The following is a 12368-nucleotide window of genomic DNA, read 5'->3' as shown; positions in this document are numbered from 1 at the left end:
TCAGGGTAGCGATTCGGCCCGCGGTGTCAGCCGAGTATTTCGCGGCGACGGCGGTCCGACTCCGGTGTGTCCAGTTCGAGCGTCGTCTCGCTGAAGACGTTGTAGAGCTGGAGTTTCCGGCCGTTGTCGAAGACCAGTTCGAGTCCGGCCAACAACCACGTCTGGACCCGTTGCCCGTCCACCCGATCGAGGTGGAAGTCGTTCTCCAGCACGGCGACCTGCTGGACCGCCGAGCCGAGGACGGCGTCCAGTTCCGGCCGGCCCGGGTCGGCCCAGGCCAGCGCCAGATCCGGGTCGTCCGGGTCGTCCGGGTCGTCCTGGTCGGCAGAGTCGGCGGGGTCGGCAGGATCGGCCGTGTCGATCGGTACGCCGGAGTCGATCGTGTTCCAGCTCAGGTACAACTGGTCGAAGCCGTCGAAGACGAGCTCCAGACGCGTACCGCCGAAGTCGAGGATGAGCGGATAGGTGCTGCACCATTGCCCGTCGACGGTGAAGCACAGGCCCAGTACGGAGTCGAGCCGTCGGCCGACGAGCGCCCGCAGGTTCGGGCCGTGGGTGCTGAGCGTCGCGCCGACGGTGTCCGTCACGACGGGCCGGTAACCGGCGATTCCGAACATCGGGGCCTCCCCGCGAGGGTGGAACCAGGGGCCACCGGCAGTCGGTGGCCCCTGGTCAGAGCGGTCGATTCGGTTAGGATTCAGGTCGGCAGTTCCATCGTGCTCTGCTGTTGCGGGCGCGAACCTCGGGGAGGTGTTCCAGCACCTTCCCGGGGGCCCGTCCGATCATCCGGACGGCGCCTACTCGCAGAAGATGCGGACCTTGGCGTCCGGCTGGTCGACGTCGACCGTCAACTCGTCCAGGTGCTCGATGAGGGTTTCGAGCTGGTCGGGCTTGAGCTGGGTCAGGTCGAACGGGATGCCCGACCGGGAGAGTTCCTTGTTGGCCTCGCCGAGCGCCTGCGGGGGGATCAACGCCGCGAGGCGTACGCCGGCGCGGAGCAGTTGCAGGGGAACCCGGATGTTGACCCGGCTGGGCGTGCCGTCGTCCGTCGCGTCGACGACGACGCGCAGATACTTCGGCTTGCCCTTCGGACGGGCCTCCGCAGCAGGCGCGGTCGGGGCGGGCTGATCGCGGTCGAGGGCGGCGAGGAGCTGGTCGGCCTCCTCCGCCGTGAGCTTTCCCTCGGCGAGCATCTGCAGGATGTCCTTGCGCTGTTCGTTCACTGTGCTTCTCCTTTCCAGGTGACTGGCTGATGGTCTTGCTAGGTGATGGTCACGAGCACTGCCGTGCGCCCGTGCTCGACGTCGAGCCGGGTGCCGGGGAGGGCGGACACGATCCGCCAGCCGGAGCCGAGCGCCCGCAGCATGTTGACGCGGTACACCAGGCACGCGACCGCTGCCACGCCCACCGCCAGCACGATCAGCGGCGACAGGACGAGCAGAACGGGGAGCACCGGAATCCAGATCCGGATGGGACGACGGTTGTGACGCGTGGTCTTCACCGTCAGAAGCTGTGGCATCATGGGCGACCCTCCAACTCGCGCAGTGCCTGCTGGGCGTCGATCTCGCCGCGGCGCAGCCGATCGATGACATCGGCTCGCGACGGCGCCGGATCGGTCTCGACGAAGGCGAGTGTCTGCGTGATCCGGTTGAGCCGGGATTTGATCGTCGGGTAGCTCACCCCGAAGATCCGCTCCATCTCCTTGATGGAACCGTGGCACCGGACGAACGCCGTGACGAACACCTGGTCTTCCAGGCTGAGCTGGCCCAGTTGCGGGGGCTCGAACGCGCCTTCGATCGCCACGCCGCTGGCCAGGCGTACCCGCTCGACCACGAAGGGCTGGCCCCGGGTCAGGTTGGTGAGTTCTTGCCAGTCCATCGTCCGCGCTGTCATAACTCAAGTTGTACCTTGAGTATCTTGAACTTACAAGACGTGGATCTTAAGTTTCTTAAACCCGACTCAGCTTCGCCTGGAGGAAGGCGAGGATCTCGCGGCGGGCGGGCCTGGCGGCCGGCACCAGCCCGGGGATGCTCAGGAACGTGTGGGTGGCCCTCGGATAGCAGCTCAGCCGGGTCTCCACGCCGTCGGCGCGCAGCCGGTCGGCGTACCTGCGGCCATGGTCGTCGATCGGATCCAGTCCACCGGTGACGATCAGCGCCGGCGGCAGGTCGCTGAGATCCGCGTACCGCAGTGGAGACACCGTCCGGGCGTCGAGCGCCGACGGCACGGCGAACTTGCGTGCCGCGGACAGGCGCGACAGGGAGAGCGTGGGGTTGTCGGCGTTCGCCGCGATCGACGGATACTCCTCGGCCGAGGCCATGGCTGCGGTCCAGTCCGTGCACGGATAGTTCAACACCTGAGCACGGAGCGCCGGGCCTTCCGCGCGTGCCCACAAAGCGAGGAGTGCCGCGATCGTGCCGCCGGCGCTCTCGCCCATCACCGCGACGGCGCTGGGGTCGATGCCCCAGTCCTCGGCGGTCTCGGTCAGGTGCACCAGGGTGTCGTAGCCGTCGTCGACCGGCAGCGGAAGCGGATGCTCAGGGGCCAGGCGGTAGTCGACCGCCACCACGACCGCGGGGCAGCGAGCGGCGAGCCGGCTGTTGAGCCAGTCGTTCTGGGTCGCGCTGCCCGCGATGAAACCCCCGCCGTGGAACGAGAGGATCAGCGGCAGCGGGCGGTCCGCGGTCTTCGGGCGGTGCACCCGCACCGTCAGCGTGCGGCCTGGCAGCTCGATCTTCGTGTCCTCGATGTGGGCCCGGCGGTCGGGAAAGCCGGTGACGACGCGCGCGGCCCGGGACGCCATCGCCCGGTCGGCCTTCAGCCGCGCGGCGATCAGCTCATCCTCGGTCAGCGTCGACCAGTCTCGAGTGTCCCGGAGGAGGCGAGTGCCCAGAGGTGCCGTCGAACCGCGCATGACGGCCAGCATCGCTCGTCCCGGCGTTCGGAGTCTTGAAGAAATGTTCCGTCAGGGCCACGCCACGCTGTCGACGGAGAGCCAGGGCGCGGCGGCCACGGCCCTGGGGGTCAGACCGGTGAACGAGCCGACCTCGCGGCACAGGTGGGACTGATCCGCGAAGCCGCTCTCGGCCGCCACCGATGCGGCGTCGTGTCCGGCGGCCAGGCGATGCGCCACGTGATCGAATCGAATCAGCGACGCCGCGCGCTTCGGGCTGAGGCCGATCTGATCGCGGAACCGGGACCACAACCGCTTCCGGCTCCAGCCCACCTCCGCGGCCAGTCGCTCGACGCGAAGACGTCCGCGGCTGGTCACCATCCGTCGCCAGCCGAAGGCCACCTCCGGATCGGGCGCGCGGCCCACGGCGTACCGGCGGGCGAGGGCGGCCTCGACGATCGCGAACCGGTCACGCCACGACGTCGCGGTCCGCAGCCGCTCCTGGGTCCGCGCGGCGTCCCCGCCCCACAGGTCCGCCAGCGCGGCCACGGCTCCGCGCAGCTCCAGGCCCAAGCCGAGCAACTGGTACGCCATGAGGGGCGACAGTCGTACCTGGAGCAGGTCGACGTCGCGCCCGCCGCCGCGCACATTCCGGGGATCCAGGCCGATGACGATGCCACCACGCCACTCCCGGCTCGACGCGTCGACCAGCCGGGCGTCGCCGAAGTCCACGATCAGCGTGATCGCCGGATAGGGGATCAACTGCCAGCTCACCGGTTCCGCGGCGCGACCCCGGAAGCCCGCCATGCGTACGCCCGGCAGCCGGCCGCCGGCCGGGACGGCGATGTCCGGCACAGCTCCGCCGAACCGCACAGACTCCACAGGTCGCACATCGGCAAGCGTACGGCGGCCGATTCCGGCACCGGGGTGGCGGAGATGCGGGACGATCGCTGAGTGGAACCCCAGGCGTTGCATGACACGGCCCGGCGCTACCTGACCGACCGGTACGCCGAACTGTGCGCCGATGACAGCCGGCCGTTCCCTCGGTACCGCGTCGTCAACGCGATACTGGCCGAGATCGAACGCCTCGACGCCGACGATCTGCCGCCCGCACCCGAGCTGTCGGTCCTGCTCGGGCGGGCGGCGTTCGAGGCCGATTCCCTCTATACCCGGCCGTCCGACGAGGGTCAGGCGCGGGCGATGGCCGACGAGCGCGGGCTGTTCGCCACTCGCGTACGCGAGTGGGCGGCGCAGCCGGATTTGCAGGCAGAACCGGTCGGCTATCGGCGTGTGCTGACGAAGGACGAGTCCACGGAGTGGCGCGAACGGGTGGAGGTCCGGTGGGGCGTGGCCAACCTCGTCTGGTACCCGATGCTCTTCGTCGACGTGCCACCTGACGTGCTGATCGTCCAGGGAAGCACGATGTGGGAGGAGCCGAAGGCCGAGCTGATCCGCCAGGCCCTCCGGGAACTCGGGACGCAACGGGTGATCGAACTACGCGAAGGCGGCCAGGACCTGGCGATCGAACTGTCCCTGATGGCGCCGTGCTATTACGGCGGCGAGGAAGCAGTCTGGGTCGACGAGTCGCTGGCCTGGATCGCGTACGCCTCGCACGAGGACACGGTGGCGTTCGGCGGCACGCTGGCCGACCGGCTCCGGCTGCCGTCGAACGAGCTACTGCTGGACGACAGCGGTGACCGCCGCTACTGGAACGGTCGCCGTGCCGATGTCGTTGCTGACCATGAACATCCGGCGTGAGTCGTTGGAGTTCTCCCGGTTGTCGCCCATGACCCACAGCCGCCCGTCGGGGACGACGACGGCGAAGGGCCGCTCCGTGCCGGGCGTCTCGAGGTAGGGCTCGGCCAGTGGCTGCCCGCCGACGAGCCACTGCCCGGTGCTGTCGCAGCAGGACAGCCGGTCGCCTGGCAATCCGATCACACGCTTCATGATCGTCTGGCTGTTGTCGCTGGAGAGCCAGCTGGACGGAGCCGTGAACACGATGATGTCGCCGCGCTTCGGCTGGTACTTGCCGGCGGCGACCTTCTCGGCGGTCACGGTCTGCCCGGCACGGATGGCCGGCTCCATGCTGACGCCGGTCGCCTTGAACCGCATCGTGTCGGCGCCGAACACCGAGCTGCCGAGAACGACCGCCGCCACCACGACCAGGATCAGCGCCAGGCCGCCCGCGACGATGCCGACGACGGCGCCCGTGGGCAAGCCGCGACGGGGTGGGACGACCGGAGTGGTCACCGGGGCGTAGGTCACTGGTCTGTCTCCACATTCGAACGCCGACGCTGGACTCGGGCACGGTACCCCAGCGGGCGGTGTCCTGCTCGGGCGTTGCTCAGTCCATGACAACGACCAGCTTGCCGGTCTTGTGCGTACCGGCGAAGTCGGTGAGTGCCTGAACCGCCTGGTCCAGCGGATAACGACGGCTGATCGTCGCGGGCAGGCGACCGGCGGCGGCCAGCTCGGCGACCTTCGCCATGCCGCCGTGGACGCCCTCCATGTCCAGCACGAACTGCGTACGCACGTCGGCCCGGCCGAGGGCCGCCGAGTCGGGCACCGGACCGGTGATGCTGATCAGGAGGCCGCCCGGGATCAGGGTCGAAGCCAGTCCGGCCAGGGATTTCAGGCTCGGGACGGCGTTCACCACGAGGTCGACCCCCGCAGGATGGCGGCGCAGCACCTCCTCGACGGTGTCGACCGCACGGTAGTCGACGGTTTCGGCCGCCCCCAGCTTCTGGAGCAGTTCGGCCTCGGCCGGAGTGGTGGTCGCGATGACGCGCGCGCCCGCCTCTGCCAGCAGCGGCACGACAGCGGTGCCCGCACCGCCCGAAGCGCCGACGACGAGGGCCGTCTGACCGGGGCGAAGATCGGCGACAGCGGCGACCGCGACGGCGGTGAACCCGGTCGTCGCCAGCGCAGCGGCGTCCACGGCGGTCAGCCCGGCCGGCCGGTGGGCGACCAGCGGGGTGTCCGCCTCGACCACTACGTACTCGGCCAGCGATCCGGTGCCCAGGGACGGCCGCGTCGGCGGGGCCATCGAGCGCATCACCCGGGGCAAGGCCACTCCGAACACCTCGTCGCCCACGGCGTACCCGTTGGTGCCGAGGCCGACCTCGGTGATCTGGCCGGCGAAGTCGTTGCCCGGGATGTGCGGGAAGTCGAGCTCGATCATCGCGCGGACGTCGCCGCGCGGGAGCAGGACGTCGGCGGGGTTGATCGAGGCCGCCGTGACGCGGACCTGGAGCTGGCCGGGGCCGGGCCGGGGGATCGGCATCTCGCGGACGGTGAGCTGGTCGACGGGGCGGTAGGCGGTGGCGACGACGGCCTTCATGAGGGTCCTCCCAATAAACGGACCGTGTGGTCACATTAGCTCGGACCGTAGCCTAACCGGACCGTGCGGTCAACTTAAGGTACGCTCGCGTGGTGACCCGACCGCTGCGCGCAGACGCCGCCCGCAACCGCCGTGAGCTGCTGCGCGCCGCCGCTGAGGAGTTCCGCGAGCACGGGGTCGGGGCGTCGATCGCCGACATCGCGCGCCGGGCGGGCATCGGCAAGGGCACGGTGTTCCGGCACTTCGCGACCAAGGAGCAACTGCTGGCCGCGATCGTCATCGACCGCCTGGACACCCTGAGTGAGCTGGGGGAATCGCTGGCCGACGCGGCCGACGCCGAGGCTGCGCTGCACCAGTTCCTCGCGGCCAGCGTCGAGCAGCAGCAGGATCAGAACATCTCGTTCCTGTACGCCGCCAGCCCGGATGTCCTGGCGACCGCCGACGTGACCCGAGCGCGGCAACGCATGTTCGACTCGGTGTATGCGCTGGTCGAGCGGGCGAAACAGCAAGGTGCCCTCCGGGCGGACGTCACGGGGCCGGACGTGGTGCTGCTGATGTGCGCGCCGGGACACGTGGCCGAGCCGCTGGCCCAGCAGTCGCCGCAGCTGTGGCGGCGCTATCTCGCGGTGCTGCTCGACGGACTGCGCCCCGAAGGCGCGCGCGACCTGCCCCATCCGCCGCCCGCACAGCCGATGCCGGTCTGACGGGGCATCGCCGACGATCATCGGTGCGTACCCTGACCGGATGTCGAGCGACTCCGTCCCCGTACGCGCGGTCTGGCCGGCGGCCGGAATTCCGTTGGCGGCGTGGCTGCCGACGATGTTCCTCTGTGTACTTCTCGCGCACGGCCTGCAGACCGAGTACGTCCCGATCGAGGCCGCGACCGTCGGGCTCTGGGCCGCCGGGATGGCGCTGACCGGCCTGCTGGCGGTGTGGCTCCGCCGCCGGCCCCACCCGGTGCTGGCCGTCGTCGCACTGATCGCCGGGGCGCTCGTGTCGATCGACCTGGCGGTGATCCTCGACAGCCACCTCATCTACGGCGTCTACCACTATTGGACGCTCAACTACGACGTCGCCCTGCCGTACGCCTATTCCCCGATGTGGTTCCCGGCCTCGCTGATCCCGGTGGACTCGTTCGGCTTCGCGACGCAGGCCCAGATCACCGCGGGCGACTTCGAATGGCAGGACGAGCACGTCCGGCCGGTCGCGGTCGTGCTGTCCCTCGCGTCGGCGGCGGTCGGCGTCCTGCTCTTCCGCGCGACGCGCCCCGCTACGTCGCTGCTCGCTCCCCGCTGACTCGCTTCGCTTCCCGCTGACTCGCTTCGCTTCCCGCGAACTCGCTTCGCGCCGCGCTGCTCGCGCCGCGCTGCTCGCGCCGCGCTGCTCGCGCCGCGCTGCTTCGCGCGGCGTGTTCATTCGCGCTGGATCACGGATATGGGTCGAATCTTGGCCCAAGATTCGACCCATATCCCTGATCCAATGCCCAAGGCAGGGCAGCCGGAGCCGGGGGCGCGGGGCGCGGGGCGCGGAAAATCGCCTCCGCGCGAGCGGATGGCGCGGGTAGGGTGCCGGGATGCGGATGCCGCCCTTGCCCGAGCCCTCGCCGGAGGTCACGGAGGAGTGGCTGCGCCAGCGCAACGCGGGCGGGGTGCTGCCGCGACCGGCCGGGGTCATCGAGATCCGGGACTACGATCTCGCCTGGCCGGAGATGTTCGCCGAGCATGAGAAGCGGCTGCGTACCGCGCTCGGCCCGGCTGCGCTGCTGGTCGAGCACGTCGGCTCGACGTCTGTGCCGGGTCTGGCCGCGAAACCCCGGATCGACGTCGACGTGATCGTGGCCGATCCAGCCGACGAGCCCGCGTACCTTCCGGCTTTGGAGGCTGCGGGCTATGTGCTGCGGGTACGCGAACCTGACTGGTATGAGCATCGTTGCCTGCACGGCTTCGAACCGACGGCGAACGTGCATGTGTTCGGCCCGGACTGCGACGAGTTCCGGCGGCACGTGATCTTCCGCGACTGGCTGCGCGATCACCCCGCCGACCGGGAGCGGTACGCCGCCGAGAAGCGCCGGATCGCCGCCGCCGGGGTCACCTTCATGGCCGAGTACGCGGCGCAGAAGTCGGGCGTCGTGATCGACATCCTGCGTAAAGCCGGACTGACCGTATCGAACGAGGAGAAGCGCGCGTGACAAGCAGCGACCTGTGGGACCAGGCGGCGGCCGAGCGGTATGAGGAGTCCTCCGCCGCGATGTACGCCCCGGAGGTCCTCGGACCAGCCGTGGACTTCCTCGCCGAGTTGGCCGGATCGGGTCCCGCGCTGGAGTTCGCGATCGGCACCGGACGGGTCGCCGTGCCGCTCGCTGCGCGGGGCGTACGGGTGTCGGGGATCGAGCTGTCCCAGCCGATGGTCGACCAGCTGCGGAAGTCGGCATCCGCCGAACAGATCCCGGTCGTGGTCGGCGACATGGCCTCGGCGACCGTCCCCGGCGAGTTCTCGCTCGTCTACGTCGTGTGGAACAGCATCGGCAATGTGCGTACGCAGGACGAACAGGTCGAGTGTTTCCGGAACGCGGCCCGGCACCTCGCGCCCGGCGGCCATTTCGTCATCGAGCTGTGGGTGCCGGGCATCCGCCGGTTCCCGCCGGGCCAGTCCGCGGTGCCGTTCGACGTCTCGGAGGAGCACGTCGGCTTCGACACCTACGACATGGTGACGCAGCAGGGCACCTCGCACCACTACTACCGGAACTCCGACGGCAGTGCCCGATACGGCGCCAGCAACTTCCGGTACATCTGGCCGGCCGAGTGCGACCTCATGGCCCGGCTCGCCGGGATGGAGCCGGTACGCAGACTGGCCGACTGGCGCGGCGCGCCGTTCACCAACGACAGCGAAAGTCATGTCTCGGTCTGGCGGAAGCCCTGATTGTCGGCCGTCGTCGGTAGCCTCGCCGACATGGCTATCGCACGGTTTCCCAGCCTCGTGATCGACTGCCCGGATGCGGCGGCGCTCGGCGCGTTCTACGGGGCGATGCTGGACTGGAAGGTCGAAACCCGGGAGGACTGGGTCGAGATCCGGGCCGACTACGGCCAGTGCATCTGCTTCCAGCAGGTCGAGGACTACGTCGCGCCGAAATGGCCCAGCCAGGAGGTGCCGCAGCAGATGCACCTCGACGTGGTCGTGGCGGACCTCGACGAGGCAGAGGCGGCGGTGATCGCCCTCGGCGCGACCAAGCCCGATCACCAGCCGGGCACCACGTTCCGCGTCTTCCTGGACCCGGCCGGTCACCCGTTCTGCATCTGCCTCAGCTGATAACCGAGAAGCGTCTGCCTCAGCTGATAACCGGGAAGCATCTGCCTGAGCAGACACCGGGAAGCATCTGCCTCAGCTGACAACCGGCACGTGACGAATCAGAGCCGGGTCACCGCGGTCTCCTGGGAGACGCGGGAGAGCTTCTGGGGATTGCGGACGGCGTAAAGGCCGGTGATGCGCCCGTCGTCGACCCGCAGCCCGAGGACGGTGTCGACGTCGCCGTCCACGCGCAGGATCAGCGCCGGATAGCCGTTGATCTGGGCCGGGAGCAGCTTGGTGGTCGCGGCGATCTTCGTCATGCCGATGAGGAAGACGCGCGCGATGCGGTCGGCGCCGACGATGGGCTGTGGCACCGCCTGCACGATTCCGCCACCGTCGCCGAGGAAGACGACGTCGGGCGCCAGGATGTCGAGCAGGCCTTGGAGATCGCCGGTCTCCACCGCCCGATGGAAGGCGTCCAGCACCGTCCGGGCCTGCGTCGGGGTCACCTCGCCCCGGGGCCGGCGGGCGGCGACGTGTTCCCTCGCCCGATGGGCGATCTGGCGTACGGCGGCTTGGGTCTTGCCGACGGCCTCCGCGATCTCCTCGTATTCCACGTCGAACACCTCTCGCAGTACGAACACCGCCCGTTCAGTCGGCGTGAGCGTCTCCAGGACCAGCAGCATCGCCATCGAGACACTGTCGGCCAGCTCGACGTCCTCGGCCACGTCGGGCGCGGTCAGCAACGGCTCGGGCAGCCATGGGCCGACGTAGGACTCCTTGCGGCGGCGCAGCGTACGCAGCCTGGTCAGGGCGAGCCGGGTGGTGATCCGCACCAGGTACGCCCGTTGATCCTGGACGACGCCGAGGTCCACGCCCGACCAGCGCAGCCAGGTCTCCTGCAGGACGTCCTCGGCGTCGGCCGCCGAGCCGAGCATCTCGTACGCCACGGTGAACAGCAGGCTGCGGTAACTGACGAAGGCGTCGGTGGCGGTGTCGCTCATACGCATTCGACGCCGAGCCCCTTGATCGTGTGACCTCCGCGGGTGGTGGTCCTCGTCACGCCGTCCTCCCGTCACAAGCTCTGGAGCAGCGGCATCTCCATGTCCGTAGGCGCCAGAAACGCTGGCCGCGAGAGCAGGAGACAACCATGAACGACAAGATCGCACTGGTGACCGGGGCGAACAAGGGCATCGGCCGGGCTGTCGCCGAGCAACTCGCCGAGGCGGGGATGACGGTGGTGATCGCCGCCCGGAGCGCGCAGCGGGGCGAGGAAGCCGCCGCCGAGCTGCGGGCGGCCGGTCGGGACGCGTACGCCGTCACGCTGGATGTCACCGATCCGGGAACCGTCACGGCGGCGGCCGCCGAGGTCGAGGCCCGGTTCGGCCACCTCGACGTGCTCGTCAACAACGCGGGGATCTCCGGGGCCGCCCCGGACGCGCCGATGGACGTCCGCGCCCAGCTCCCCAGCCTGGCCGACCTGGACGTCGTACGCGCGGTGTTCGAGACCAACGTCTTCGGGGTGATCATGGTGACCAACGCGCTGCTGCCGTTGCTGCGGCGGGCGGAGGCGGGGCGCATCGTGAACCTGAGCAGCGACGCGGCCTCGCTGGCCTGGACGAGTGACCAGGAGGGCAAGTTCGGGTCGCTGCCCCCGGCGATCGCGTACGCCCCGTCGAAGACCGCGGTGAACGCCGTGACCGTTCAGTACGCCCATGAGCTGCGCGAGCATGGAATCCTCGTCAACGCGGCCGCGCCTGGGTTCTGCGCGACCGACATCAACGCCCACCTCGGGCACCGGACCGCCGCGCAGGGTGCCGCCGTCGTCGTACGCCTGGCGACGCTCGGCGCGGACGGCCCGACCGGTGGCTTCTTCAGCGAAGACGGCCCACTGCCCTGGTAGCGGCCACTGGTAACGGCCACTATGGACACCGCGTCGGCGGCCCGGCCCCTTCGAGCCCGCCCGGCCGGCCGAACCCGCAGGCCCGTCCAGCCCGCCCGGCCGGCCGGCCGAACCCGCAGGCCCGTCCAGCCCGCAGGCCCGTCCAGCCCGCCGGGCCGGCCGAACCCGCCGAGTGCTACCGCGCCGGATCCGTGACCAGGGATGCGAGGGCGGAAGCCAGCCGCTCCGCCGTCGCGGGATCGAATTCGGGCCGCGCGAGCGAGATCGGCGTACCACGGCGTAAAGCCGAGAGCGGCGCGGCCGGCGGGTCGGCGAGCAGATCCGCCAGCCGCCGGGCCATCGAGGCGACGCTGGTGCCGAAGATCTTGGCCGCCGCACCGACCAGGGCGCGGGTGGGCTGGCTGAAGTAGCGGTGTTGCCCGCTGTCGACGAACAGCGGGTTGTAGAGGACGTAGCGGATGCGGCTGTCCGGGTCCTGCGCCGCGAAGTGCACGCCGAGCAGGTCGTTGGCCCGCGCGCCTTGCATGGTGGCTTGGAGCAGGCTGTAGCCCTGGGTGAGCTGGAGGTCGTCCCAGTGGAGGTGGCCTTGCCGGCCGCCGGTGCCACAGAGGTTGAGGATGACAGGTTTCTCGGCGCGGTCGAGGGCTGGCCGGAGCCGTTCCGCGAGCAGATATCGGGCGAGGACGTAGATGGCGAAGCTCTGCTCGAAGCCTTCCGCGGTCACGACGCGGCGCGGACTGAATCGGCCGGCCGCGAACACGAGGGCGTCGATCCGGTCGGGGAGCCGATCGGCGAGGGCGGCGGTCTGGCGGACGGAGGTCAGGTCGGCGTCGGCGCTGCCGATCGCGATCACCTGGTCGCCGGCCGTTCGCAGGCGGGCCGCGAGGCCGCCGCCGATGCCGCGGGTGCCGCCGAGGATCACTACTGTGCGCATACTTGATCCTGTG

At 70.1% G+C, this 12368-nt stretch carries 17 protein-coding genes; 7 read left to right on the top strand and 10 right to left on the bottom strand.

The genetic code is table 11. The annotated features are described in order from the left end of the window. Positions 1-26: 26 nt before the first annotated feature. From AB0M47_RS10630 to AB0M47_RS10605, 6 genes are all read right to left on the bottom strand, one after another. Entirely contained in the window at positions 27-617 is a 591-nt protein-coding gene (locus AB0M47_RS10630) for a hypothetical protein (RefSeq protein WP_363411541.1), read from the bottom strand. Between the two features lie 180 nt (positions 618-797). Then, on the bottom strand, positions 798-1223 hold the full coding sequence (locus AB0M47_RS10625; protein WP_363411539.1) for a hypothetical protein: 426 nt from the start codon (positions 1221-1223) through the stop codon (positions 798-800). Positions 1224-1261: 38 nt separating this feature from the next. After that, on the bottom strand, positions 1262-1501 hold the full coding sequence (locus AB0M47_RS10620; protein ID WP_363411537.1) for a hypothetical protein: 240 nt from the start codon (positions 1499-1501) through the stop codon (positions 1262-1264). Between the two features lie 17 nt (positions 1502-1518). Beyond that, positions 1519-1893: a DUF2089 domain-containing protein gene (locus AB0M47_RS10615; RefSeq protein ID WP_253761229.1), complete on the bottom strand. Its 375-nt coding sequence runs from the start codon at positions 1891-1893 to the stop codon at positions 1519-1521. Between the two features lie 55 nt (positions 1894-1948). Continuing rightward, positions 1949-2914, bottom strand: a complete 966-nt coding sequence (locus tag AB0M47_RS10610; protein ID WP_363411535.1) for an alpha/beta hydrolase — start codon at positions 2912-2914, stop codon at positions 1949-1951. Between the two features lie 51 nt (positions 2915-2965). Beyond that, positions 2966-3784 carry a helix-turn-helix domain-containing protein gene (locus tag AB0M47_RS10605; protein WP_363411533.1) on the bottom strand — a complete coding sequence of 273 codons (819 nt, stop codon included), beginning with the start codon at positions 3782-3784 and terminating at the stop codon, positions 2966-2968. Positions 3785-3847: 63 nt separating this feature from the next. On the opposite strand from AB0M47_RS10605, the gene AB0M47_RS10600 reads away from it, so the two are divergent. Next, positions 3848-4651: a hypothetical protein gene (locus AB0M47_RS10600; RefSeq protein WP_363411531.1), complete on the top strand. Its 804-nt coding sequence runs from the start codon at positions 3848-3850 to the stop codon at positions 4649-4651. On the opposite strand, the gene lepB is transcribed toward AB0M47_RS10600, so the two are convergent. Then, positions 4568-5158: a signal peptidase I gene (gene lepB / locus AB0M47_RS10595; protein WP_363411529.1), complete on the bottom strand. Its 591-nt coding sequence runs from the start codon at positions 5156-5158 to the stop codon at positions 4568-4570. The genes AB0M47_RS10600 and lepB overlap by 84 nt on opposite strands. Positions 5159-5237: 79 nt before the next feature. Continuing rightward, entirely contained in the window at positions 5238-6233 is a 996-nt protein-coding gene (locus tag AB0M47_RS10590) for an NADP-dependent oxidoreductase (RefSeq protein WP_363411527.1), read from the bottom strand. A 92-nt stretch (positions 6234-6325) separates the two neighbouring features. Between AB0M47_RS10590 and AB0M47_RS10585 the strand changes: the two genes are divergently transcribed. The 5 genes from AB0M47_RS10585 (at position 6326) to AB0M47_RS10565 (ending at position 9539) form a co-directional block, all read left to right on the top strand. Continuing rightward, positions 6326-6937, top strand: coding sequence for a helix-turn-helix domain-containing protein (locus tag AB0M47_RS10585; protein ID WP_363411525.1), 612 nt, complete (start codon positions 6326-6328; stop codon positions 6935-6937). Between the two features lie 40 nt (positions 6938-6977). Then, positions 6978-7529 carry a hypothetical protein gene (locus tag AB0M47_RS10580; RefSeq protein ID WP_363411523.1) on the top strand — a complete coding sequence of 184 codons (552 nt, stop codon included), beginning with the start codon at positions 6978-6980 and terminating at the stop codon, positions 7527-7529. Between the two features lie 277 nt (positions 7530-7806). Then, complete coding sequence (locus AB0M47_RS10575) at positions 7807-8421, top strand: GrpB family protein (protein ID WP_363411521.1); 615 nt, start codon at positions 7807-7809, stop codon at positions 8419-8421. Beyond that, entirely contained in the window at positions 8418-9152 is a 735-nt protein-coding gene (locus AB0M47_RS10570) for a class I SAM-dependent methyltransferase (RefSeq protein ID WP_363411519.1), read from the top strand. Before AB0M47_RS10575 ends, AB0M47_RS10570 begins: the two co-directional genes overlap by 4 nt. Positions 9153-9182: 30 nt before the next feature. Beyond that, positions 9183-9539, top strand: a complete 357-nt coding sequence (locus AB0M47_RS10565; RefSeq protein WP_363411517.1) for a VOC family protein — start codon at positions 9183-9185, stop codon at positions 9537-9539. 98 nt (positions 9540-9637) lie between these two features. On the opposite strand, the gene AB0M47_RS10560 is transcribed toward AB0M47_RS10565, so the two are convergent. Beyond that, positions 9638-10522: an RNA polymerase sigma-70 factor gene (locus AB0M47_RS10560; RefSeq protein WP_363411515.1), complete on the bottom strand. Its 885-nt coding sequence runs from the start codon at positions 10520-10522 to the stop codon at positions 9638-9640. 146 nt (positions 10523-10668) lie between these two features. On the opposite strand from AB0M47_RS10560, the gene AB0M47_RS10555 reads away from it, so the two are divergent. Beyond that, positions 10669-11421, top strand: a complete 753-nt coding sequence (locus tag AB0M47_RS10555; RefSeq protein WP_363411513.1) for an SDR family NAD(P)-dependent oxidoreductase — start codon at positions 10669-10671, stop codon at positions 11419-11421. A 175-nt stretch (positions 11422-11596) separates the two neighbouring features. Here the strand turns inward: AB0M47_RS10555 and AB0M47_RS10550 are convergent, their stop codons facing one another. Next, positions 11597-12355 carry a hypothetical protein gene (locus AB0M47_RS10550; RefSeq protein ID WP_363411511.1) on the bottom strand — a complete coding sequence of 253 codons (759 nt, stop codon included), beginning with the start codon at positions 12353-12355 and terminating at the stop codon, positions 11597-11599. Positions 12356-12368 lie beyond the last annotated feature (13 nt).

The sequence above is a fragment of the Hamadaea sp. NPDC051192 genome (assembly GCF_040682475.1).
GTDB classification, from domain to species: Bacteria; Actinomycetota; Actinomycetes; order Mycobacteriales; family Micromonosporaceae; genus Hamadaea; species Hamadaea flava.
Note: the sequence above shows the minus strand (reverse complement) of the source record. Positions and strands in the feature narration are given on the sequence as shown.